This window comes from Streptomyces curacoi, from assembly GCF_001513975.1.
Taxonomy (GTDB): Bacteria; Actinomycetota; Actinomycetes; order Streptomycetales; family Streptomycetaceae; genus Streptomyces; species Streptomyces curacoi.
The window spans coordinates 882307-906880 of sequence record NZ_KQ947986.1 but is presented as its reverse complement, the minus strand read 5'-3'; the positions used below and the strand labels follow the sequence as shown (position 1 = coordinate 906880).

The following is a 24574-nucleotide window of genomic DNA, read 5'->3' as shown; positions in this document are numbered from 1 at the left end:
TGGGTCTGTTGTTGGTGGGTTGGTGAAGTCGGTCAAGGAGCAGTTGGCCGGGGTGCCGGACAAGGGGATCGGTTATGGGTTGTTGCGGTTCCTGAACGCGGAGACGGGGAGTGAGTTGGCGGAGCTGCCGGACGGGCAGATCACCTTCAACTACCTGGGCCAGTTCACCGAGGCCGACATGCCCGGACGCGCCGATGGCTGGCGGGCGATCACCACGGTCGGCAGCCCTGCCCCGGACAGCGACCTGCCCGCGATGGCCGCGCTGGAGATCTCCGCCGCGGTCACCGGGGAGGAGCCTCGGCTGTCCGCCGAGTTCAGCTTCCCCTCCGGGGTGCTGTCCCCGGCGGAGGTACGGGACCTCGCCGACCTGTGGGTGGCCGCCCTGGAAGGGCTCGCCCGGCACGTCAGTGCCCCTGGGGCGGGCGGCCTGACCCCCTCCGACCTGCCGCTGGTCAAGGTGAGCCAGCAGGACATCGACCGGTGGGAGCGGCGCCATCCGGCGCTCGTCGACGTGTGGCCGGCCACCCCGATGCAGTCCGGCCTGCTGTTCCACAGCCTGCTCGCCGGATCCTCCTTCGACGCCTACCACGTCCAACTGGTCCTCCACGTGGAGGGAACCGTGGACGCGGACCGCATGCGGGCGGCCGGCCAGGCCCTGCTCGACCGGCACGCCGCCCTGCGTACGGCATTCGTCACCGACTCGTCCGGACAGCAGGTCCAGCTCGTACTGGAGCGGGTCGAGCTGCCGTGGCGCGAGTACGACCTGCGCACGCCGGACGCGGGGGACGCGCAGGACGCGCTCGAACGGCTGCTGGCACAGGACCACGCGAGCCACTTCCGACCGGACGTACCGCCGCTGCTGCGGATGACCCTGGTCCACACCGGCGCCGACCGCGCCGAACTCGTCCTCACCGCGCACCACGCGCTGTTCGACGGCTGGTCCCTTCCCCTGCTCATGAAGGACCTGCTGAGGCTGTACGGCACCGGAGGAGACGCCTCCAGGCTTCCGCGGACGCGGGGTTACTCCGACTTCCTGACCTGGCTGGCCGGACGGGACCGCGCGGAGTCGCTGCGGGCCTGGGCGCGGGAGCTCGACGGGCTGGAGGAGCCGACGATGCTCGTCCCCGGCGCCGACGCCGAAGCGGCCCGGGGCGGCCTCGCCCAGCTCGAAGTGCCGGTGCCGCCGGACGTCGCCCGTGCGCTGTCGAGGCGGGCGGCCGCGCTGGGCGTCACCATGAGCACCGTCGTACAGGCGGCCTGGGCGGTCCTGCTCGGGCGGCTGACCGGCCGACGCGACGTCGTCTTCGGGGCCACGGTCTCCGGCCGGCCGCACGCGGTGGCCGAGGCCGACGAGATGGTGGGGCTGTTCGTCAACACGCTGCCCGTACGGGTGCGGTACTCGCCCGGGGACACCTTCACCGGCCTGCTCACGGCGCTGCACGACCGGCACGCCGCCCTGTTGGACCATCATCACTGCGGTCTGCCCGAGATCCAGCAACAGGCGGGCCTGGGCACCCTGTTCGACACCCTGGTGCTGTTCGAGTCGTACCCCATCGACCGGACCGGGCTCACCGAGGCGAACACGGCCGCGGGTATCGCCATCACCGGCATCCGGCCCTCGACCGGCACGCACTACCCGCTGATCGTCGCCGCCGACGCGGCCCCTCACCTTCGGGTCGGCCTGCAGTTCCGGCCCGAGCACGTGGACGAGGAACGGGCCCGTGACATCGCCCGCCGGCTCGCCCGGGTGCTGAGCGCTATCGCGGCCGACCCGGACGCTCCGATCGGCTCGGTGCAGATCCTGGGCCCGGCCGAGCGGGACCTGCTGCTCGGCGAGTACAACGCCACCGCGCGGCCGGTGCCGGCCGACACCATCCCGGACCTGTTCGAACGCCAGGCGAAGGCCACACCGGACGCGGCCGCGCTGATCTTCGACGACGTCACGCTCACCTACCGGCAGCTGGACGCCCGGGCGAACCAGGTCGCGCACTGGCTGGTGGAGCACGGCGTCGGCCCGGAGCAGTCGGTGGCGCTGGCACTGCCACGGTCGGCGGACCTGGTGGTGGCGGTGCTGGCCGTACTGAAGGCCGGCGGCGCCTATGTCCCCGTCGACCCCGACCACCCCGCGGCCCGGACCGAGTTCGTCCTGCGGGACGCGGAGCCGGCCCTGGTGGTCGATACCGAAGCGCTCACGCGGGACTTCGCGCGCTACCCGGACACCGCGCCGGACGTCCGGCACGCCTCGGCGGACCAACTCGCCTACGTCATCTACACGTCGGGCTCGACGGGGACGCCGAAGGGCGTCGCGGTGGCGCACGCCTCCCTGGTCAACTTCCTCAGCGCGATGGGGGAACGGTTCCCCCTGCGGCCGCACGACCGGATGCTGGCGGTCACGACCATGGCGTTCGACATCGCGGCGCTGGAAGTATTCCTGCCGTTGCTGTCCGGCGGCGCCGTGGTGATGGCCACCAAGGAGGACGTGGCCCAGCCGGCCGCCCTGGCCGGCCTGATCGAGCGGCACGGCGTCACCCTCGTGCAGGGCACGCCGTCGCTGTGGCAGACGCTGGTGTCCCACGACCCCGGCTGCCTGCGCGGCGTACGGGCGCTGGTCGGTGGTGAGGCCTTCCCGGCCGACCTGGCCGAGGCACTGGGCCGGTCCGCGGCCGAGGTCACCAACCTGTACGGGCCCACCGAAACGGCCATCTGGTCCACGGCGGCCCGGGTCACCACGGCCGACGGCGCGCCGCCGATCGGCCGGCCCATCGCCAACACGCGCGTCTACGTCCTGGACGAGGGCCTGAGTCCGGTGCCCCCGGGCGTCGTGGGCGAGCTCTACATCGCCGGCGCGGGCGTCGCCCGCGGATACGTCGGCCGGCCGGGGCTGAGCGCGGGCCGGTTCGTGGCCGACCCGTTCGTGCCGGGGCAGCGGATGTACCGCACCGGCGACCTCGTGCGATGGCGGCCGGACGGTTCCCTCGACTATCTCGGCCGGGCAGACTTCCAGGTGAAGGTCCGCGGCTACCGCATCGAACTCGGCGAGGTCGAGGCGGCGCTGCTGTCGCACCCCGAGGTGGCGCGTGCCGTGGTGACCGCCCGGGACGCGGGCCCGGGCGACCGCCGGCTGGTGGGCTACGTGGTCTCCCGGGCGGGCGGCCGGGCCGGGGAGGGCAGCACGGCGACGCTGCCCGCCGCACTGCGCGAGCATGTCGCGGCGCGGCTGCCGGACTACATGGTGCCGTCGGCCGTCGTCGTCCTCCCCGAGATCCCCCTGACGCCCAACGGCAAGGTCGACCGGCGTGCGCTGCCCGCGCCCGACCACACCCCCGTCGCCGCACGCCCGCCGCGCACACCGCGGGAAGAGACACTGTGCCGGCTGTTCGCCGAGGTTCTCGGCCTCGAACGGATCGGCATCGACGACAACTTCTTCGAGTCCGGCGGCCACTCGCTGCTCGCGACCCGCCTGATCGGCCGCATCCGTGCCGAGACGGGCGTCGACGTGCCGGTCAGGACCTTCTTCGGCCACCCGACGGTCGCCGCCCTGAGTACCCGGTGGACGGAACTGACCACCTCCGTCCGGCCTCGCCTGCGCAAGATGACCGAGGAGTGAGACATGGTCCCCCTGTCCTTCGCCCAGCGCCGGCTGTGGTTCCTGTACAAGTTCACCGGGCCGTCGCCGACGTACAACATCCCCGCGGTGCTGCGACTGCACGGCCGGCTGGACGTCGCAGCGCTCCGCGCGGCGCTGCGGGACGTCGTCCTGCGCCACGACAGCCTGCGCACGCTCATCGCCGACGACGCCACCGGTTCGCCCGCGCAGCGGGTGCTGGCGCCGGACGAGACGACCCTGGACGTGCCGCTGGTGCCCGTGGACCGGTCCGGCGTCGAGTCCGCGGTCGCTCAGGCGATCGAGTACCCGTTCGACCTGTACGTCGAGATCCCGGTACGCGCACAGCTCCTGCGGTGTGCCGCGGACGAGTACGTGCTCGTGCTGGTCGTCCATCACATCGCGGCCGACGGTGGTTCCTCCGCCCCGTTCACCCGCGACCTCGCCCTCGCCTACGAGGCCCGGACGAACGGCCGCGCGCCGAGCTGGTCCCCACTGCCCGTGCGGTACGTGGACTACACGTTGTGGCAGCGGGAGCTGCTGGGCGACGAGTCCGCCGACAACAGCCTGCTGGCCCGGCAGGTGGCGTACTGGCGGAGCGAACTGGCGGACCTGCCGCAACCGCTGCCGCTGCCGCTGGACCGCCCCCGGCCCACGATGGCCAGCTACCGGGGCGACGTCGTGGACTTCGCCATCGATCCGCCGCTGCTGACCGCGATCGAGGAACTCGCCCGCAGCCGCGGCTGCACCGTGGCCATGGTCCTCCAGGCGGCCCTGACGGTCCTGCTGCGCCGGCTCGGCGGCGGTGACGACATCACCCTCGGCTCACCGATCGCGGGTCGCACGGACGAAGCCCTGACCGACATGGTCGGGTTCTTCGTCAACACCTGGGTACTGCGGGTGCGGCTGGCCGACGACCCTTCCTTCGACCAGGTTCTCCAGCAGGTGAGGGACAAGGCCCTGGCCGCCTACGACAACCAGGACGCGCCCTTCGAGCGGCTGGTCGAACTGCTGAACCCCGACCGCTCGTTGGCCTACCACCCGTTCTTCCAGGTGATGTTCGCCTGGCAGAACAGCGCTCGGCTCGACTTGGAGATGCCCGGGCTGCGGGTCACGGCCGAACCGGTGGCGACCAGGACGGCGAAGTTCGACCTGTTCTTCAACATCGTCCCGGACCCGACGGGCCACGGCGCCGGCGGCGTCATCGAGTACTCGACCGACCTGTTCGACCGGGCCACCGTGGAGCGGCTCGCCGCGCGGCTGCGCACGGTGCTGCGCGGGGTCGTCGCGCACCCCGAGGCCGGGATCGACTCCCTTGACGTCCTGGACCACGGCGAACGGGAGCTGCTGCTGCGCGCGTTCAACGACACCGACGCCCCGCTGCCGCACCGGCCGCTGCACGCCCTGTTCGAACGGCAGGCGGCGGCCACCCCCGACGCCGTGGCGGTCGAGTCCGCGACGACGACCCTCACCTACCGCGAGCTCGACCGCCGGGCCTCAGCCGTCGCACGCGGCCTGGTGCGCAGGGGCGTGGGCCCGGAGACCCTGGTGGCGGTCGCGCTCCCACGGTCGGCGGACCTGGTGGTCGCACTGCTGGCGGTCCTCAAGGCGGGCGGCGCCTACCTCCCCGTGGACACCGCCTACCCGGTGGAACGCCTTGCCTTCATGCTGTCCGACGCGGCGCCGGCCCTCGTGATCACGGACGGCACGTTCACCCCGCCCGGCGGTATGACCGGCGTCGGATTGGCCGAGTTGACAGGTGCCGCCGACGACCCGCTGCCCGCCGTACGGCACACCGACCACCTTGCGTACGCCATGTACACGTCCGGGTCCAGCGGAGTCCCCAAGGGGATCGCCGTGACCCACCGCAACGTCGCCGGCCTGGCCCTGGACCGGCGCTGGAGCGACGCGCACGACCGCATGCTGCTGCACTCGCCCCACACCTTCGACGCCTCCACCTTCGAACTGTGGGTGCCCCTGCTGCGCGGCGGCCGTGTGGTCGTCGGCCCACCGGGAAACCTGGACACCGCGGCCCTGGCCGCCCTGGTGAAGGACCGGCGCCTCACCGCCATGTGGCTGACCGCCGGGCTGTTCACGGTGGTCGCCGACCAGGACCCCGGCTGTCTGAGCGGACTGCGCGAGCTGTGGGTGGGCGGCGACGTGGTCTCCCCGGACGCGGTGACGCGGGTACGGGCCGCATGCCCCGGGCTGAACGTCGTCGACGGGTACGGGCCCACGGAGACGACCGTGTTCGCCACCGCCCACGAAGTCCCGGCGGGGCAGCCGGTGGAGCAGGTGCCGATCGGCCGGCCGATGGACAACATGCGGGCCTTCGTCCTCGACGGCGAGCTGCGGCCGGTGCCACCCGGCGTCGTGGGGGAGCTGTACGTCGCCGGAGCCGGCCTCGCGCGGGGCTACCTCGGCCGGGCGGGGCTGACCGCCGAACGCTTCGTGGCCTGTCCCTTCGACGGGCCGGGGCAGCGGATGTACCGCACCGGGGACCTGGCCGCCTGGAACCGGGCGGGCGAACTTGTCTTCCACGGCCGGGCGGACACCCAGGTGAAGGTGCGCGGGTTCCGGATCGAGCCGGGCGAGGTCGAGGCGGTGCTGACCGGGCACCCCGCCGTGGCGCGGGCGGTCGTGGTGGCCCGCGACGACCACGGCGGCGACCGGCGCCTGGTCGCCTACGTGGTGCCGGATCCCGGCGAGGCCGGCTCCGGCTCCGCGGACGCGCACGTCGACGAGTGGCAGCAGGTCTACGAGCGGATGTACGCCACCCCCGAGGCCGGGTTCGGGGAGGACTTCTCCGGCTGGAACTCCAGCTGCACCGGCAAGCCCATACCCCGCACCGAGATGCGCGAGTGGCGGGACGCCGCGGTCGAGCGGGTGCTGTGCTGGGCCCCGCGGCGCGTCCTCGAAATCGGCGTCGGCTCCGGGCTGTTGCTCGCTCAGGTCGCCCCGCACGTCGAGGAGTACTGGGCCACGGACTTCTCCGCCGTCACCGTCGACCGGCTGCGGGACCAGGTCGAGACGGCGGGCTGGGCGGACCGCGTGCACCTGCGCTGCCGGCCCGCCGACGACCTCTCGGGACTGCCCGAGCGGCCGTTCGACACGGTCGTACTCAACTCCGTGGCGCAGTACTTCCCGGACGCGGACTACCTCGACCGCGTACTGCGCCAGGCCTTCGACCACCTGGCCCCGGGCGGCCGCCTGGTCGTCGGTGACGTGCGGCACGCGGGTTCACTGCGCCTGCTGCACCACGCCGTACAGCGGGCCCGGCGGCCGGGCGCCGCCCCCGACGTCCTGCGGGCAGCCGTGGAACACGCCGTCTTCCTGGAGAAGGAACTGGTCCTCGACCCCGAGTGGTTCACCCGGTGGGGCGAGCGGGCGCAGGCCGCCGTCGACATCCGGCTGAAGTCCGGCAGCGCCCACAACGAGCTCACCCGGCACCGCTACGAGGTGGTCCTGCACAAGGCACCGGCGGACGTCGTCTCGCTCGCCGATCTGCCCACTCTGGTGTGGGGCCTTGACGTCGACGAACTGACGGACCTGGAACAGCCGGGCCGTATCCGCCGGGGCACCCCCGTGCGGATCGCGGGCATCCCCAACGCGCGCCTGGCCACGGAAGCCGCGACCGGTGAACCGGCACCCTCCGCCGCCGTCGATCCGCACCGGTTCCAGGAGTGGACCGCCGACCGCGGCTGGGGCTCGCTGGTGACCTGGTCCGGCGCCGTGGACCGGTTCGACGCCGTGCTGCTGCCCGACGGGCCCGCGCCGGCCGGGGTGTTCGACGGCGGCTTCAACGCCGCCGGGGCGCCCGGCCGGACGCTCGCCAACCACCCCACCCGGGTGCGCGGGTTGGGCAGACTGCTCGCCGCCCTGCGCGGACACGTCCGGGAGCGACTGCCCGAGTACATGGTGCCTTCGGCCCTGGTGGCCGTCGGCGGCATCCCGCTGTCGCCCAACGGGAAGCTGGACCGGCGTGCCTTACCCGCGCCGGAGTTCACCACGGCGTCCGACGGACAGGCCCCCCGGACACCGTACGAGGAGATCCTGGCCGGTCTGTTCGCCGAGGTGCTCGGCCTCGACCAGGTCGGCGTGGACGACGACTTCTTCCGGCTGGGCGGCCACTCCCTGCTGGCCACCCGGCTCGTCGGCCGCATCCGCGCCGAACTCGGCGTCGAGACACCGGTCCGCAGCGTGTTCGAGGCCGGTACGGTCGCCGGACTGGCCGCGCGGCTGGCCGCCGCGCAGACGGCACGGTCACCGCTGACCCCGCGGGACAGGCCCGAGCGGGTGCCGCTGTCCTTCGCCCAGCAGCGGCTGTGGTTCCTGCACCGGTTCGAAGGCCCGTCCACCACCTACAACACGACCACCATGCTCAGACTGCGCGGCGAGCTGGACGTGTCCGCGCTCCGGGCGGCCGTGGTGGACGTGGTCCACCGGCACGAGAGCCTGCGCACCCTGATCGTCGAGGACGGCGACGGTACCCCGTACCAGCGCATCCTGCCCGCGGACGACGTCACGCCCGACGTGCCCTGCACCGAGATCGCGGGCTCGGCCCTCGGCGACGCCCTGACCGCGCAGGCCGCCCACCGCTTCGACCTGTCGACGGAGATCCCGTTGCGTGCCAAGGTGTTCCGCTGCGCCGCGGACGACCATGTGCTCGCCCTTGTCATCCATCACATCGCCAGCGACGGCAGCTCGGCGGCCCCCTTGGTCAGGGACCTCACGACGGCGTACACCGCGCGCCGGGACGGTCGTGCGCCGGCCTGGCGGCCGCTTGCCGTGCAGTACGCGGACTACGCGCTGTGGCAGCGGGCCATGCTCGGTGACGAGTCCGACCCGGACAGCGTGATGGCCGCCGAGGTCGACTACTGGCGCCGTGAGCTGGCCGGTGTTCCGGAACCACTGCCGCTGCCGCTGGACCGCCCGCGGCCGGTGGCCGGGGAACGCCGCGAGGACCGGATCGAGTTCGCCCTCGGACCTGATCTCCTGGCCGCCGTCGAGGAACTGGCACGCCGGCGCAGTGTGACCGTGTCGATGGTCCTCCAAGCCGCCCTGGCGACCTTGCTCCACCGCATGGGCAGCGGCGACGACATCACCATCGGATCGCCGATCGCGGGCCGGACGGACGAGGCCATGGCCGACCTCGTCGGCTTCTTCGTCAACACGTGGGTGCTGCGGGTCGGCCTCGGCGGCGACCCCACCTTCGAGACCGTGCTCGACCAGGTCCGGACGAAGGCGCTCGCCGCGTACGACAACCAGGAGGCGCCCTTCGACCGGTTGGTCGAACTGGTCAACCCCGGCCGTTCCGCGGCCCACCATCCGCTGTTCCAGGTCATCTGCGCCTGGCAGAACAGCCCCGAGGCGGAGCTGAACCTGCCCGGCCTGGTGATCGAGGTCGAGCCCTTCGCCCGGACGACCACCGCCAAGTTCGACCTCGCCTTCTCGCTGGGCCCCGACCCTCGTGGCGCGGGCGCGCTCGGCCTGGCCGAGTACGACACCGACCTGTTCGACCGGGACACCGTACGCAAGCTGGTCAACCGCCTGCTCGTCGTCGTCCACCAGGTCGTCGCCGACCCGGCCGTGCCGCTCAGCGCGGTCGACGTCTTCGAACCCGGCGAGTTCGACCGGTTCGTCCACCAGGTCAACGACACCTCCGTGGACCTGCCGGGGGAGACGATCACGGAACTGTTCGCGCGGCAGGCCGCGGCCACACCGGACGCGATCGCCGTGACCGGGGACGGGGCCTCGCTCACGTACCGGGACCTGGACGCGGCGGCCGGCCGTGCGGCGGCGGCGCTGGTCCAGCGCGGTGTCACCGCCGAGTCGCTGGTGGGCGTCGCGCTGCCGCGGTCCCCGGAGATGGTCGTGACCCTGCTGGCCGTACTGAAGGCCGGCGCCGCCTATCTGCCGGTCGACCCCGAGTACCCGGCCGAGCGGCTGGCGTTCGTGCTCGATGACGCCCGGCCCCAAATCATCGTGGGCGACCACGAGTTCACCAGCCGGCCGACCCGGGACGACTGCCCGCGGGTGACCTACGGCGACCTCGTCGGCCCAGGCGCGCCCGCGGGCCTCTCCGAGCGGGTCGTCTCCGGCGACCAGCTGGCCTACGTGATCTACACCTCGGGGTCGACCGGACGCCCCAAGGGCGTGGCCATCTCGCACCGCGGCGTCGTGCAGTTCGCAGTCGACAAGTGGTGCCGCCGCGAGGGCAACGAGCGGGTGCTGCTGCGGACCCGGCACACCTTCGACCCCATGACGTACGAACTGTGGCCGACGCTGCTGCGCGGCGACTGCGTCGTCCTTGCTCCGCCCGACGACCTCGACGCCGGTGTCTTCGAGTCCTTCGTCGCCCGGCACGGGGTCACCAGCGCGTTGCTGATCACCCCGGTCTTCAACCATCTGGTCGAACAGAACCCGCGCTGCCTCGCCCGCCTCAACGAGGTGTGGATCGGCGGCGAGCGCCTCTCGCCCGCTGCCGTCGACCGAGCGGTGGCCGCGTGCCCGGACACGACGTTCGTGAACGCCTTCGGGCCGACCGAGATCACCTGCAACTCGACGGTGCACGAGATCGGCCCCGGCCCGGTGCGCACCGACGTGCCCGTCGGACTGCCGATGGACAACATGCGCGTCTACGTCCTCGACGACCGGCTGCGCCCCGTCCCGCCGGGCGTTCCGGGGGAGTTGTACATGGCGGGCGACGGGCTGGCGCGAGGCTATCTGAACCGGGCGGGGCTGTCCGCGGGCCGGTTCGTGGCGTGCCCGTTCGGGGAGCCGGGGCAACGGATGTACCGGACCGGCGACCTGGGCCTGTGGAACTCCCAGGGGATCCTGGAGTTCCGCGGCCGAGCGGATCACCAGGTCAAGATCCGCGGATACCGGATCGAGCCCGGTGAGGTGGAGGCGGTGCTCACGGAGCACCCCGCCGTGGGGCAGGCCGTGGTGATCGCCCGTGAGCTGCGCGACCTCGGTACCCACCTGCTCGCCTATGTGGTCGCGGACGGCACCTCCTCCGACGAGCTGCGCCCGTACCTGATGAGCAGGCTGCCGGAGTACATGGTGCCGTCGGCGATCGTCTTCCTGGACCGGCTGCCGCTGACCTCGCACCAGAAACTGGACCGCACGGCCCTGCCGGACCCCGACTTCGCCGCCGACGAGTACCTGGCGCCGCGTACGGCCGACGAACGGGCCCTGGCCGACCTGATCGGCGAGGTGCTCGGCGTCGAACGGGTCGGCGCCGACGACGACTTCTTCCTGCTCGGCGGCCACTCCATGCTCGTGGTCCGGCTGGTCAACCGGATCGCCGCCGTCCTTGGGGTGTCCGTGCCGGTCCGGACGGTGTTCCGGCACTCCGTGGTGGCCGACCTCGCCGCCCAGTTGCGGACGGTCGCCACGGGTGCCCCCGAGGACCCGTTCGCCGCGGTCCTGCCGATCCGGACGGAGGGCGACCGGCCGCCGTTGTGGATGATCCATCCGGGCAGCGGGCTGTGCTGGGCGTACATGAGCTTCGCCGGCCATCTGCCGAACCAGCCGATGTACGGGATCCAGGCACGCGAGTACGACCCGACGCAGCCGCACGCGATCTCCGTCGACGACATGGTCGGCCACTACCTGCAGCACATCACTGCCCTCCAACCGGACGGGCCTTACCTGCTGTTCGGCTGGTCGGGCGGCGGCACCCTGGCGCACGCGATCGCCGTGGAGCTGCGGCGGCGGGGCAAGGAGGTGGGTCTGCTGGCCATGCTGGACAGCGCCGTCGCCGGCGGTCTGGGGCTGGAGAACGACCTCGCGGAGGCCGACGTCATCGAGGACGCCGGCACCCAGGCGTTCGTCAGGGACTACCTCGGCAGGTCGGCGGGCGAGGCCGACTACCAGTCCGTCGTCGAGACCGTGGCGGCCGTGACCGTGCGTCACACGAAGCTCCTCGACGAGTTCGCCACCCCGGTCTTCGACGGTGACGTGCTGTTCTTCACTGCCACGGTCGACGACCACGGTTTCGCCGCACAGTGGCCGCCGTACGTGAGCGGCCGCTTCGACGAACACAGGATCGCCTGCAAGCACCGGGAGATGTCCCAGCCGGAGTACGCGGCCGAGATCTGCTCGGCGATCGACCGAGCGCTGCGGCGATGACCGAGGCGGGGCCGGGCCGTAGGCCCCGGCCCCGCCTCGCCGCCGAGAACCGCCGTTGGGCGAGAGGAGACGACCATGCGGATCCAGGTGGACACCGACCGATGCGTGGGTGCGGGTATGTGCGCACTCACCGCGCCGGGTGTCTTCACCCAGGACGACGACGGACACGGCGCCGTGCTGCCCGGACGGGAGGACGGCGCCGGCGACCCGTTGACGCGGGACGCGGTCCGGTCCTGTCCGGTGCAGGCCATCGCGCTGGAGGAGTACCCCGGCCGCTGAACCGACCGCGGCCGGCGGTACGTCGGCACAGCCGCGGGGCCACGGCAGGGCGCCTAGCATGACCGGCGTGGGGGAGAAGAGGAGGTGCCCCATGGAGAGGGCAGCCCCGCGGGCCGGGCGGGCGGTACGGAGCGTCTGGCTTGAGGGGCGGGCGCGCCGGGAGGCCGGAGGGGGTCGGCAGCCGTCGGGGCTCGACCGCGGGCGGATCGTCGCCGCGACGGTCCGGCTGCTGGACGCCGACGGGCTGGCGAGGTTCTCCATGCGCCGGCTGGCCGCCGAGCTGAATGTCACGGCCATGTCCCTCTACTGGTACGTCGACACCAAGGACGACCTCCTCGAACTCGCCCTGGACACCGCCTTCGGCGAGCTGCGGCTGCCCGAGGCGGACGCCGGCGGGGAGTGGCGCGAGCAGCTGCGTGCGCTTGCCACCGAGTACCGCGTGCTCCTGGTGCGCCACTCCTGGCTGCCGCCTCTGGCCGGCACGTATCTCAACATCGGCCCCAATGCGCTGTCGTTCTCGCGTGCCGTCCAGGGAGTCGTCCGCAGGACCGGGCTGCCCGCCTACCGGCAGATGGCCGCCGTCTCCGCCGTCTTCCAGTTCGTGTACGGGTTCGGCACGATCGAGGGGCACTTCCTCGCCCGGTGCGCGGACGCCGGCCTGACCCAGGACGCCGGTCACCGGCAGGCGATGAGCGCGATGACTCAGGCGCCCGAGGCCGCCGAGGTGGTACGGGAGGCGGTGGAGATCATGGCGGCCCGGGGCGGCGACACGGTGGAGGAGATGCGCGAGCGGGACTTCCGGTACGCGCTGGAGCTGCTGGTGGCGGGCATCGAGGCGATGGTGGCGCGCGGCTGAACAAGGCGCCCCGCCCCGCCCGCCGCCCGCCGCCCGCCGCCCGCCGCCCGCCGCCCACCGGGCTCAGGCGCGGCTCCGGCCGACGGCCTGGTCCGGTGCGGGGCGTCCGCCGGCCGGAGGTTCTCGCGCGTCAACCGGCTGACGGGCTCCGGCAGGTCACCGCAGTTCCAGACGCGGCTGGTAGGGCCCGTCCTGCACCCAACGCGGACCGTCCTGAGCGATCGGGAACGACGAGAGGTCGACCTTCTCCAGCCGCATACGGACCTTGTGGCCGTCCAGCACGCCGTCCAGCGACAGGCGGTCGGGCGTGGACTGGGTGAAGGCGAGCCGCGCGGACCAGGTCGGATCGTCGAGCCGCGCCAGGGCCATCGTCCGGCTCTTCGCATCGAAGGTGGCCGCGTAGTCGACGATGGAACCGTCCATCCGCTGGCTGGACACGGGCCCCGGTTGGTAGGAGTGGCTGGTGTCAACGATGAGCCGGTTCCAGCGCTCCTCGTCCGTGGTCAGGGGCGGGCGGTCGGTGCCGTCGACGGAGAACGCGACGACGTTCCAGATGCCGTACAGCGGCGGCTTCGGCCCCGAAGTGCCGATGGCGTCCCACAGCTTCCACTCCTCGTGCACCTGGGAGCCGGCCAGCCACGCCCCGAAGAGGATCTGCGCGGCAAGCGCGACCGAGACGGCCCGACGGGTGCGGAACAGTGGCGGACGCCTGACCGGATCCACGCCCTGGTCCGTCACGAAGAACCTGACCAGCCGGACAGCGTACGGGGCCAGCAGGATCAGGCTCAGCAGCAGCAGATGGAAGGTGAAGATCTTCAACGGTACCTGGTAGGTGACGTTGAGGATGAGCACCTGGGTCAGCTCGACCGACGCCAGGAGCGCCCCCAGCGTCGCGGTCCGCGGGATCACGAGCAGGACGGCGGCGGTGACCTCGGCGCAGCCGAGGAGGATCTCGTACGGCTGGGAGCTGCCCACCTGCGACCAGAGCACGTTCAGCATCCCGAAGTCGCCGTACGGCTCCACCAGCCTGGTCAGCGGCAGCGACATCTGCAGCGGGAACACCTTCGCGAACCCGAAGGAGAACAACTGGGCCGCCAGGCACAGCCGGACGACGACATGGAACCACTTGTGCAGCCACACATGGTCGGTGCGCTGCCGGTCGATCGCGGACCAGACCGCGGTGACCACGAGGGCGCCGAGGAACCAGCAGAAGGCCAGTACCCAGAAGAACCTCTGGTCGCCGCTCTGGACGGGCTCGATCAGAGCCGCGTCGACACCGAGGAGGTGCTCGCCGACCCAGGTCACCACCGGGCGCACCAGGTGGTACTGCCAGACCATGGCCCCCGCGGGCAGGTCGTTTCCGAAGACACCGAGCAGCGGGTAGACGATCCGCATCTCGGTCAGGAAGAACAGGGCCACGTAGGCCAGGAAGAACCGGAACGCCACTCGCGTGGCGAGGCTCCACGGGGCCGTCGGCGGGATGTCCGTCCGCTGGTCGGGTGCTGTCGGCTCGTCGGGTGTCTCCGGACTCCGCACGGGCCGGGCGGCTTTGAGCAGTCGTGTCATGCCAACCTCCTGCCATTGGGATCTGTCACGGCGACCGGCACTCGCTGGGCGCATTCGTGGTGTGGCAGAGCACGGGGGAGGAAGCGCCGTGTTGCCGCGGTGCCGCGCGAGGGGAAATGGAGGGCCGGGAAAGAAATCGCCGGAATCGGCTGCCAGTTTGGTCCGTCGGCCGACCGGTGTCCACGGCGGAATTCCTGCCGGGCGCAATTCCCCCGGCGCGGCTGTTTTTGCGTTCGAGTGACTTGACCGCTGTCCGGTCGACAGGACACCCGTGCGCGGGCGGACGCCTTACGGCCGGCGCGCGCCCGCGCACATGACGAGGAGGTGGAGCGTCAGGTACCCGGCCGGGGCCGGAACGGGGTGATGGTGATGTCCCCGTGGTGCGAGCGGGCCCGGACCGAGATGCTCCGGTCCGGCTGCCCGGCGGTTTCGCTCCGGTCCAGCAGATTGCGCACGCGTCCGTTCGGGGATTCGAGGTCCACCGCCACTGCGGCGTCCTGGGGAACGGAGATTTCGATGCTTCCCGAGTCGGACATCGTGTTGACCGTCCCGCGGGCGGCTTCCGAGATACGGATGTCACCGGATTCGCTGTACGCCTCGATGTCGCCGTGGGTGCGGCCGACGAGGATGTCGGAATCGCGGCCGTGCACATGCAGCACGCCGGTGATCTCGCCGATCTCCGTCTCGCCGTATTCGTTGGTGACGGTGGCGCTTCCGTGGATTTTCTTGATCTGGATCACGCCGGAGTCACTGGTCACCTCGGCGTCACCGACGACGTGCCGTACAGCGATGTCGCCGCTGTCGGTGGTGACCGTCAGGGGGCCGGTCTCGTCCAGCACGATCTCGCCGTAGTCGGTCCGGAACGTGCACTCGCCCAGCCTGCCCATGCTGCGGAAGCCACCCTCCAGGGCCACGCCCCTCACGCACGAGCCCTCGGGCAGGTCGATCCTCGCTGTGATCGACTCACCGAAGCCCAGCCAACTGGCGAAGCCGTTGCGCGGTTGCGGGCCGTCGACGACGAGTCTGCCGTCGGCGTAGGAGACACGGAGACCCGCTGAGTCGTCCTCACCGGCGTGCGGCTGCACGACGGTGTCCGTCCGGTCGCTCGCGACGAGCAGAAGGTCGCCGATCGGCAGATTGACGGTGACGGAGACCCCGCCGGGGGTCGAGAAGGTGGGCATGTAGTCCGTCCTTGAACGTGATGTCGGGGTGTCGCGTCACCGGTCGGCGGGAGCGAGGACGACCGGCAGTTCGGCCAGCCGCCGCAGACCCGGCAGCTTCTGCCACGGGAGGTCCGCCGGAGCCACCGCCAGCGCCAGCCCGGGGAAGCGGCCGAACAGCGCCGGAAGGGCGGTGCCCAGCTGCAGCTTCGCCAGGTAGGCACCGAGGCAGTAGTGCGGGCCGTGCCCGAAACCGAGGTGGCCGTGGCCGGGAGCCTTCATGCGGCGTCCGACGTCGAATCGGTCGGGATCGGCGTAGCGGCGCGGATCGTAGTTGGCGGCCGTGAGCATCGGCTGGACGACGTCTCCGGCTCGTATCAGGACGCCGCCCAGTTCGACGTCGACCGCCGCGTACCGCGGCACGGAGACCTGCGTCGGGCCACACCGGCGTACCAGTTCGTCGACCGCCGTCTGCCACAGCTCGGGGTCCTGCTTGAGCCGGGCGAGCTGGTCGGGATGGGTCAGCAGCTCGGCGATGCTGTTGCCGAGGGCGTGCGCGGACGGTTCGTGGCCGGCGGTCATCAGGGTGATCACGAAGGTGATCAGTTCGTCGACGCTCAGCCGGTCCCCGTCCTCGTCGTGGGTCCTGATCAGCGTCGTCAGCAGGTCGTCGGCCGGCGAGTCACGGCGCCTTTCGACGAGCTCCCGCACCCCCGTCACCATGTCGTGCAGCGCGCGCGGCATGACGCCCGGCTCCAGCGACGCCAGTCCACTGCTCCAGGCGTGCCAGTCCGCGTGGTCGGACTCCGGGATGCCCATGAGCTCGCAGATCACCGTGAGCGGCAGCGGGTAGGCGAAGGCGGCGATCAGGTCCACCCGCCCGGAGTCGTCGAACGCGTCGATGAGGGATGCGGTGATCGCCTCCAGCCGCGGGCGCAACTCGGTGATCCGGCGGACGGTGAAGACACGCATCACCAGTTTGCGCAGCCGGGAGTGGTCCGGCGCGTCCTGGCCGAGCATGCCGTTGGCGAGGTACGGATAGTCCTCGGCGGGTACTCCGAGCCGCTCGGCCATCTGCGTGCGGGCGTCGTTGCCCTGGGAGCCGGACACCGAGGCGATGTTGCTGACGAACCTGCGGTCACCGAGGACGGTCATCACCTCCTCGTACCGGGTCACGTACCAGACCGGCACCGCGCCCATGAGCTGGCCGCGCACCACGGGTGCCTGTTCGCGCAGCAATTCTGCGCCGCGGTAGGGGTCCGTCATCATCGCGTCGGACATGACGTCCGGCAGGTCGGGTGCTTCCGTGGACATGGGGAGCCTCCTGGTTGGGGCGGGGCGGTGTGTGAGGGTGTGTCAGGTATGCCTCGGGTCGCGCTTGTAGAGCTTCTTCGACCACAGGTAGCCGACCAGCGCGATGCCGAGGCACCAGGCGACGCCGATGATCCAGTCGTTGCCGACCGGCCGGTCGAGCAGCAGGTTGCGCAGCGTGTCGGTGATCGGCGTGAAGGGCTCGTTCTCGGAGAACCAGCGCAGACCGGAGGACATCGACTCGGCCGGTACGAACGTGCTGGACAGAAACGGCAGTACCTGAAGGATCATCGGCATGTTGCTCGCCGAGTCGACGGTCTTGGCCAGCAGGCCGAAGCCGACGGCCACCCAGGTCAGCGCGAAGCTCACCAGAGCCATCAGGCCGAAGGCGGCGAGCCAGCCCAGCACCCCCGCCGTGGGGCGGAAACCGACGGCGAGCGCGATGCCGATCACCACGACGATGCTGACCATCGACTGGATCACGCTGCCCACGACGTGTCCGGTCAGGACCGACGCGCGGGAGATGGCCATGGTGCGGAACCGGTTGATGATTCCCTTGGTCATGTCGACCGCGACCGCGATGGAGGTGCCCATCGCTCCCACGGTCAGGGCCAGCAGGAAGATGCCCGGGGCGAGGTAGTCGACGTAGTCGATGCCCTGGGCGGCACCGCCCAGACCGTTGCCCATCGTGCCGCCGAAGGCGAAGACGAACAACAGCATGAGCACACACGGCATGACCACCGACCCGAGCAGCGTCGACGGGTTGCGCGTGGCGTGCCGCAGGTTGCGGCGCAGCATCGTGGAGGAGTCGTGCAGGGCGAGGGAGAGGGTGCTCATCGGGCCGCCTCCTGCTTTTCGCCCGTCGTGGCGGGCTGGGACGTCAGGGTCAGGAACACGTCGTCGAGGTCGGGGCTGTGCATCGAGAGGCTGGACGCGGTGACCGAGACCCGGTCGAGCCGGTCGATGACCCGCCGCATCGAGCCCATGTCGCCCTCGCTGGGCACCCGCAGGCTCAGCGCCTCCTCGTCGATGTCCGAGGCCCCCAACGCCTCGGCTGCCGTCGCCAGTTGTTCGGGGCTGTCGAAGGTGAGACGGATGTCGCCGCCGGGGACGAGGCGTTTGAGCTCGGTGGCGGTGCCCTCCGCGACGAACCTGCCGTGGTGCAACACCGCGATCCGGTCCGCGAGTTCGTCCGCCTCCTCCAGGTACTGCGTGGTCAGGAAGATCGTGACCCCGTCGCCGACCAGGTCCCGGATGATGTCCCACATGGTGCGCCGGCTGCGTGGGTCGAGTCCGGTGGTCGGCTCGTCGAGGAAGATGATCCGGGGGCCGCCGACGAGGGTCATCGCCAGGTCGAGCTTGCGGCGCATGCCGCCCGAGTAGGTTCCGGCGAGCTTCTTCGCGTCGTCGCCCGCCAGCTCGAACCGGTCCAGCAGTTCGGCTGTCAGCCGCCGGCTCTCCTGCCGGGGCAGCCGGTGCAGGTCGCACATCAGCAGCAGGTTCTCCTCGCCGGTGAGCAGTTCGTCGACCGCCGCGAACTGTCCGGTGACCCCGATCGCCCGCCGCACCGCTTCGGGCTCGCGCAACAGGTCGTGGCCGGCCACCTGCACGGTCCCGGCGTCCGGCCGGATGAGCGTGGAGAGGATCTGTACCAGGGTCGTCTTACCGGCGCCGTTCGGCCCGAGTAATGACCAGATGCGGCCTGCTGGAACCTCGAAGTCGATTCCGTCGAGAACCAGCTTGTCCCCGTACGACTTGCGCAGTCCGGTTGCTGTGATGGCGGGTGGGCTGGTTGGGGTCATGTCCCTCTCCTTTTCGACGATGGGAATTTCTCTCGCGCGGACGAAATGCCTGTCCCGATGCACTGGAATCAGGGACTGTGTCCTGTCGCCGGGACACACGGTGAGCACGTCGCCTTCCGGTGACGCCAGTGTGGCGCAACTATGGCGCCATCTCAAGTGGCATCGGTGGACCTTTGGCGCCATCTTGATGCGCGGGCGGGGTGGCGGGGGGGGGTGCGTGATGGCGGTACGGCTGAAGGGCCGCCGACGTCAGGCCGGCCCAGCGGCAGCTGTGTGGATGTGCGATGCGGTCGACAGCGGCCCAGGTCTACGACTGAGCGGCAGCGTGGGGCGCTGTCCAGGGAAGATGGCCAAGCCGCGCGCTACGGGCCGATGCGCGGGCGCTGACGCCTGCGAGCGGGCACGTGCGGACTGTGAGCGGCCGCCGACCGGCTGGTGAGCGGGCGCCGTGTGGAAGCCCGCGGTCGATACCGGTGGAAAAGGTCGCGGCCGAGGGCCGCGATCGATGGAGTGTGAGGCCGCCACGCGGGAGGGGGCGGCGCTGGGGCGACGGAGCTTTGCTCGTCTCGGGCCGGTCAGTCGTCCGCCGACGGGCCGGGCTGCGGGGATCGATGGATCATGATGTCGCCGTGTCGTGACCTGGCCCGCACCTTGACCATGTCCGCGTGCTGGGTGGGGGCGTCCCGGGCCTGCAGGGAGTTGCGCACGGACCCGGTCACGCTCCGCGCGTCGACCCAGGCCGTCGATCCCTCCCCGATGCCGATCTCGACCTCGCCCGAGGAGGTCAGCAAGTCGACCTCGCCGGCCGTCACGTGGCCGATGCGGATGCTGCCGCCGGCCGTCTTGGCCGTGACGCCGGGTCCGGCGCTGTCGACGAAGATGTCGCCGCCGGCCGCGCTGAGATGCAGGTCGCTGCCGGCGTCGCCGATCCAGATGTCACCGTTGACGCCCTTGACCACGGCGCTGCCGCGGACCCGGCGCACCCGCACCTTGCCCGACACTCCGTTGACATTGGCGTACCCGGACACGTCGTCGACTGTGATGTGTCCCGAGACGGTCTCGGCGTGCAGGGTGCCGACCCTGTCGAGATGGACATGGCCCGAGACGCTGTCGAGGCGGACCTCCTCCAGCAGGCCCTCGGAATGGATCTGCACCTTGACCACCTCGGCCTGGAGGCTGGAGCCCGTCGGCAGTTCGATGGTCACGTCGATCGAGGGGGAGTTCCCCAGGATGCCGCCCAGCCAGTGCGGGTCGGGCGCCTTCACCAGCAGCCTGCCCGCGGCGTAGTCGACCTCGGTCTGCTCGGCCGCCTTGACGTCGGCCGCGGCCGACTCGTCGCGGGGGCGGACTCGTACGACCGTGTCGGTACGGTCGCCGGCGACGAGCGACAGCTTGCCGCTGTTCATGGTGAGTGCCACGGTGATGGGCTCGGGGGTGGTGAACTCGGGCATGGGGTAGCCGTCCTGTCTCGTGGTTGGCGGGAGCTCAGCCGACCCAGCCGACGTAGTGGCGCGTCGGTCCGGGGCCGCGGCGGCCTGGGCGGGGCTGGGTGGCGCCGGCGTCCAGCGCGGCCGTGGTGACGCGGACCAGCCATGCGTTCACCGAGAGCCCCTCCTTGGCGGCCGCTGCTTCGATGCGGGCCTTGAGCTGCTCGGGCGGTCGGAAGTTGATACGGCCCACGGCGCCTTCGGCACCGCTCGGCGGCGCGGGCACCTGCTCGGGCGCGGGTTCGTCCTGAGGGTGTTCGACGTCGTCGTCGAGTGCCTCGTGGAAGCTGGGGGACGTGACCACGAAGTGCGGGTTGCGTCCGCGCAGCCGGACCTCCACCGACCCGGGCACCAGGTCCCGGGTGATCTCGTCCGCGGCGGCCGACAGTACGTCCAGCATGGTGAGCCTGGTCGCCGACGCCACAGAGGCGGCCAGCCGCTCCGCCAGCGCCATGGCTTCGCCGTCGCCCGCGCCGGCGGAGGCCAGGAGTTCACGGTGGAGGCCGTCGACGTAGGGTGTGAGATCCATGGCGCAAGTATGGCGCCTAGGTGGCGCCACCGCAAGCGTGGACTCCGCGGAGACGCCGCGTGGGCTCGCGAGTGGCGCCATCCGCTGCGCCATCCGCCGCGCCACCCGTCGACGCCGCGCCCCGGCGCCGCGGCTCCCCCGCTTGTCCTGGTGACCGGGACTTGTCCCGGCGACAGGACGCCTGCCGGATTGTCGTACCGTCGACAGGCGCAACGCCGGTCTGAAAGAATCGGGCCGGTATTGATTCCGGTGCGGAAAATCCCTGGACGAATTCCCCGGAATTTAGATGACCTGTATCAGCGAATCAGTGATGACGGGAGTGTCATGTCTGCGCTGGCCGAAAAATGGAAACTGGACCGACAGCGATACTTCTGGATGTACGGCGAGGACAGGTCGTCGCAGCGGGTCGTGTTCGACGAGGCGAGCGGCATATGGACCGTGTACGGCCATGTCGAGGCGGTGCACGTGGCGAACAACCCGCACATCTTCTCGTCCGACACCGGCCGGCTGATCCCGGAGCGACGCGAGTTCGACGAAGGCTCCATCACCCAGCTGGATCCGCCACGCCACACGGCCCTGCGCAAGCTCATCACCCACGCGTTCACCCCCCGCGCGATCGACGAGCTCGAACCCCGGGTCCACGCCATTGTGGAGGACCTGCTGGCCAAGGTGGCCGACCGCAAGAGCTTCGACCTCATCACCGAACTGGCGTACCCGCTGCCCATCACCGTGATCGCCGAACTGCTCGGCATCCCCGCGAGCGACCACGCCCTGCTCAACGGGTGGGTCGACAAGATGATGAGCATCACCTCGGAGTTCTCGCTCGGCGAGCGGGACGAGAGCGTCGGCAACGAGGTGGAGTTCGCGATGGAGCAGGTCCGTCACATCACCGACTACCTGCGCGAACACGTCAGGGACCGCCGTTCCGCCCCGCGCGAGGACCTGCTCACCCGGCTCGTCGAAGCAGAGGTGGACGGTGAACGGCTGACCGAGAACGAGGTGGCCAACTTCGCCAACGTCATGCTCGTCGCCGGCCATGTCACCACCACCCTCCTCATCAGCAGCACCGTCCTGTGCCTCGACGCCCACCCGGACGTCGACCGGACGGTCCGGCAGAACCGCGCACAGGTCCCCGGCCTGCTGGAGGAGTCGCTGCGCTACCTGAGCCCCATCGCGTCCATGGTGCGAGTGACCAACACCCCGGCTGAGGTGGGCGGCGTGACCATCGGGGCCGACCAGATGGTCAGCCTGTCGATCTCCACCGCCAACCGCGACCCACGGGTCTTCGCCGACCCGCACGTCTTCGACCCCACCCGCGCGCACAACCCGCACATCGCCTTCGGCCGGGGCGTGCACTTCTGCATCGGGGCGGCGCTGGCCAGGCGGGAGGGCCGTATCGCGATGAACGCGCTGTTCGACCGCTTCCCGGAACTGCGCTGCGACCCGGACAACCCGCCGACGTTCATGGCCAATCCGAACCTCAACGGTGCGGCCCGGCTGCCCGTCGTCGTCGGCTGACCCGCCGGTCTGGAGGACACTCCCATGAACCCGACCAGCCTCGACGCCCGGACGTACCGGACCGCGGAACGCCTGCTTCGGCACAACCGGGGCGAGCTCGTGCTCGACGGAAGGATCCGGCCCCGGTGGATCGACGGCGGCGCACGCTTCTGGTACCCGAGCGACGCCCCGGACGGCCCACGCTTCCTGCTCGTCGACCCCGCGGAGGGCACCCGGGAAGCCGCGTTCGACCACGCGCGGCTCGCCGCCGCGCTCACGGCCGCCTCGGGCCGGAACGTCGACGCGACCGCGCTGCCCTTCGCCGCCTTCGAACTGACCGAGGGGGCGATCGAGTTCGACGCGTTCGGTGCCCGCTGGAGGTGCGCGCTGGACGACTACGACTGCGTCGGCGTCGAGGGGCCACCGCCCCGCGAACTCCTTGATGTCGTCGCGCCGGACGGCCGGCTCGCGGTGTTCCGGCAGGACTACAACCTCCGGGCGCGGTCCCTGGCCGACGGGCGGGACTGGACGCTGACCGACGACGGTTCGGCGGATCGTGACTACGGCGCCAACCCCGACTACTTCATGTACTCCACGCTGCTCGGCAAGCTCGGCATTCCGCACCTGCCGCCCGCGGCGCTGTGGTCGCCGGACTCCCGGCGGGTACTCACCCACCGGACCGATATGCGCGGGGTTCGCGAGACGCATCTCGTCGATGCGCTGCCGGCCGACGGAGGGCCGCCCGAGCTGCGGACGCAGCGGTTCGCTCACCCCGGCGACGAGCGGATGCCGCTGGCCGAGTTCGTGGTGCTGGACGTCGAGTCCGGGAAGACGGTGCCCGCGCTGGCCGAACCGGTCGCGATGCCGCTGATGTCGCCGATCTCCCGCCGCTGGGCCTGGTGGGCCGAGGACAGCTCGGCGGTGTACTACCTCAGCTCGACGCGGGACATGGGAACGCTCAGCCTGCACCGACTCGATCCGACCTCCGGCGAGGTGCGTACCGTACTGACGGAATCGGGGCCGACCCGGGTGGAGCCCACCCAACTCCTCGGCGCTGCACCGATGGTCAGGGTCCTGTCCGACGGGACGGAGGTGCTGTGGTACTCCCAGCGCGACAACTGGGGCCACCTCTACCTCCACGGCACCCGGGACGGCGAGCTGCGCGCCCGGGTGACCCAGGGGGACTGGGCCGTCCAGGAGATCCTGCACGTCGACGAGGACCGGCGGGTGGTGTACTTCCTGGCGTCCGGCCTGGTCGCCGACGACCCCTACCGGCGGACGGTGTGCCGGGCCGGGCTGGACGGCTCCGGATTCGCCAAGGTCACCGACGACGACCTCGACCACGTGGTGACGGTGCCGCCCGGTGCGGGGTACTTCATCGACTCGGCCTCCACCAACGCCCTCCCGCCGGTGACCACCGTGCGCGGCTGGGACGGGCGGGTACGCGTCGAGCTGGCCCGCGCGGATGTCTCGCGCCTGCTGGAGACGGGGTGGACTCCGCCGGAGCGGTTCCGGGTGACGGCGGCCGACGGGCACACCGAGATCCACGGCATGCTCTACCGGCCGCACGGCTTCGATCCGGCTGCCCGGTATCCGGTCCTGGACCACCCGTACGGTTTCCCGAGCGCGACGCGCGTCGTGCCCTGCTTCGACCCCGGCTACTACGGGTACGACGCCGAGGCCCTGGCCGCTCTGGGGTTCGTCGTGGTGGCGATCGACGGCCGGGGCTCGCCGGGACGCGACAAGGCTTTCCACGACGCCTCCTACGGCCGGGTCGGCGACGCTGCCGGCCTCGACGACCATGTGGCGGCCCTGCGTGAACTGAGCCGCAGCCGCCCGTGGATGGACCTCGACCGGGTCGGGGTGTTCGGCATGTCCTCCGGCGGGTTCGCGGCAGTGCGGGCGATGCTCGACCACCCCGACGTGTTCAAGGCCGGCGTCGCCGAGTGCGGGGTCCATGACCTGCGCTACGCCGAACAGGGCGTCGCCGAGATGTACAACGGCCCGTTCGACGACGAGGCCTACGCCGCCGCCTCCAACGTCGACATCGCGGACCGGCTCACCGGGAAGCTGCTGCTCGTCCACGGTGGCCTCGACGACAGCTTCTCGCCGCACCTGACGATGCGTCTGGTGGAGCGCCTGATCGCGGCGGACAAGGACTTCGAGCTGCTGATCGTGCCCGGCTCCGACCACGCCTTCGTCGGTTACGACCACTACGTCAACCGGCGCCGGTGGGACTTCCTGGTCCGCCATGTGAGGGGCGCCGAACCGCCGGACGGGTACCGGCTGACACCCGTCTCGCTGGATCCGGAAGCGATCGCCGGCCTGTTCGGATGAGGGGGAGACC

Annotated in this window: 13 protein-coding genes; 6 read left to right on the top strand and 7 right to left on the bottom strand. The window is 71.3% G+C overall.

Features of this window, described 5'->3' with window-relative positions; translation table 11 throughout:
• The 4 genes from AQI70_RS13625 to AQI70_RS13610 all read left to right on the top strand — a co-directional run.
• Nucleotides 1-3607, top strand: a 3607-nt coding sequence (locus AQI70_RS13625) for a non-ribosomal peptide synthetase (RefSeq protein WP_159042660.1), incomplete at its 5' end; no start/stop codon positions are given.
• Nucleotides 3608-3610: 3 nt separating this feature from the next.
• Entirely contained in the window at nt 3611-11740 is an 8130-nt protein-coding gene (locus tag AQI70_RS13620; protein ID WP_062148207.1) for a non-ribosomal peptide synthetase, read from the top strand.
• A gap of 75 nt (nt 11741-11815) precedes the next feature.
• Nucleotides 11816-12019, top strand: coding sequence for a ferredoxin (locus tag AQI70_RS13615; protein WP_062148204.1), 204 nt, complete (start codon nt 11816-11818; stop codon nt 12017-12019).
• 91 nt (nt 12020-12110) lie between these two features.
• Nucleotides 12111-12875, top strand: coding sequence for a TetR/AcrR family transcriptional regulator (locus AQI70_RS13610; RefSeq protein WP_062148201.1), 765 nt, complete (start codon nt 12111-12113; stop codon nt 12873-12875).
• 156 nt (nt 12876-13031) lie between these two features.
• Here AQI70_RS13610 and AQI70_RS13605 read toward each other — a convergent pair whose 3' ends face one another.
• From AQI70_RS13605 to AQI70_RS13575, 7 genes are all read right to left on the bottom strand, one after another.
• On the bottom strand, nt 13032-14441 hold the full coding sequence (locus tag AQI70_RS13605) for a hypothetical protein (protein ID WP_062148198.1): 1410 nt from the start codon (nt 14439-14441) through the stop codon (nt 13032-13034).
• 332 nt (nt 14442-14773) lie between these two features.
• Nucleotides 14774-15622 (bottom strand): DUF4097 family beta strand repeat-containing protein, encoded by an 849-nt coding sequence (locus AQI70_RS13600; protein WP_062148194.1) that lies wholly within the window; start codon nt 15620-15622, stop codon nt 14774-14776.
• 36 nt (nt 15623-15658) lie between these two features.
• Nucleotides 15659-16915 carry a cytochrome P450 family protein gene (locus AQI70_RS13595; RefSeq protein ID WP_062148192.1) on the bottom strand — a complete coding sequence of 419 codons (1257 nt, stop codon included), beginning with the start codon at nt 16913-16915 and terminating at the stop codon, nt 15659-15661.
• Between the two features lie 42 nt (nt 16916-16957).
• A complete protein-coding gene (locus tag AQI70_RS13590) occupies nt 16958-17749 on the bottom strand; it encodes an ABC transporter permease (RefSeq protein ID WP_062148187.1) in 792 nt (263 codons plus the stop codon).
• Nucleotides 17746-18714 (bottom strand): ATP-binding cassette domain-containing protein, encoded by a 969-nt coding sequence (locus tag AQI70_RS13585; RefSeq protein ID WP_062148185.1) that lies wholly within the window; start codon nt 18712-18714, stop codon nt 17746-17748. The genes AQI70_RS13590 and AQI70_RS13585 overlap by 4 nt, the downstream gene beginning before the upstream one ends.
• A gap of 575 nt (nt 18715-19289) precedes the next feature.
• Complete coding sequence (locus AQI70_RS13580) at nt 19290-20165, bottom strand: DUF4097 family beta strand repeat-containing protein (RefSeq protein WP_062148183.1); 876 nt, start codon at nt 20163-20165, stop codon at nt 19290-19292.
• Nucleotides 20166-20199: 34 nt separating this feature from the next.
• Nucleotides 20200-20730, bottom strand: coding sequence for a toxin-antitoxin system HicB family antitoxin (locus tag AQI70_RS13575; protein WP_062148181.1), 531 nt, complete (start codon nt 20728-20730; stop codon nt 20200-20202).
• A gap of 324 nt (nt 20731-21054) precedes the next feature.
• Between AQI70_RS13575 and AQI70_RS13570 the strand changes: the two genes are divergently transcribed.
• Together AQI70_RS13570 and AQI70_RS13565 are read left to right on the top strand one after the other, a co-directional pair.
• Nucleotides 21055-22248 carry a cytochrome P450 gene (locus AQI70_RS13570; protein ID WP_062148179.1) on the top strand — a complete coding sequence of 398 codons (1194 nt, stop codon included), beginning with the start codon at nt 21055-21057 and terminating at the stop codon, nt 22246-22248.
• 24 nt (nt 22249-22272) lie between these two features.
• A complete protein-coding gene (locus AQI70_RS13565) occupies nt 22273-24564 on the top strand; it encodes a S9 family peptidase (RefSeq protein WP_062148177.1) in 2292 nt (763 codons plus the stop codon).
• Nucleotides 24565-24574 lie beyond the last annotated feature (10 nt).

Coding starts and splice junctions, on each gene's coding strand:
- AQI70_RS13590 (WP_062148187.1), bottom strand. CDS start 17,749: ATGAGCACCCTCTCCCTCGCCCTGCACGACTCCTCCACGATGCTGCGC.
- AQI70_RS13580 (WP_062148183.1), bottom strand. CDS start 20,165: ATGCCCGAGTTCACCACCCCCGAGCCCATCACCGTGGCACTCACCATG.
- AQI70_RS13620 (WP_062148207.1), top strand. CDS start 3,611: ATGGTCCCCCTGTCCTTCGCCCAGCGCCGGCTGTGGTTCCTGTACAAG.
- AQI70_RS13600 (WP_062148194.1), bottom strand. CDS start 15,622: ATGCCCACCTTCTCGACCCCCGGCGGGGTCTCCGTCACCGTCAATCTG.
- AQI70_RS13575 (WP_062148181.1), bottom strand. CDS start 20,730: ATGGATCTCACACCCTACGTCGACGGCCTCCACCGTGAACTCCTGGCC.
- AQI70_RS13570 (WP_062148179.1), top strand. CDS start 21,055: ATGTCTGCGCTGGCCGAAAAATGGAAACTGGACCGACAGCGATACTTC.
- AQI70_RS13615 (WP_062148204.1), top strand. CDS start 11,816: ATGCGGATCCAGGTGGACACCGACCGATGCGTGGGTGCGGGTATGTGC.
- AQI70_RS13595 (WP_062148192.1), bottom strand. CDS start 16,915: ATGTCCACGGAAGCACCCGACCTGCCGGACGTCATGTCCGACGCGATG.
- AQI70_RS13585 (WP_062148185.1), bottom strand. CDS start 18,714: ATGACCCCAACCAGCCCACCCGCCATCACAGCAACCGGACTGCGCAAG.
- AQI70_RS13565 (WP_062148177.1), top strand. CDS start 22,273: ATGAACCCGACCAGCCTCGACGCCCGGACGTACCGGACCGCGGAACGC.
- AQI70_RS13610 (WP_062148201.1), top strand. CDS start 12,111: ATGGAGAGGGCAGCCCCGCGGGCCGGGCGGGCGGTACGGAGCGTCTGG.
- AQI70_RS13605 (WP_062148198.1), bottom strand. CDS start 14,441: ATGACACGACTGCTCAAAGCCGCCCGGCCCGTGCGGAGTCCGGAGACA.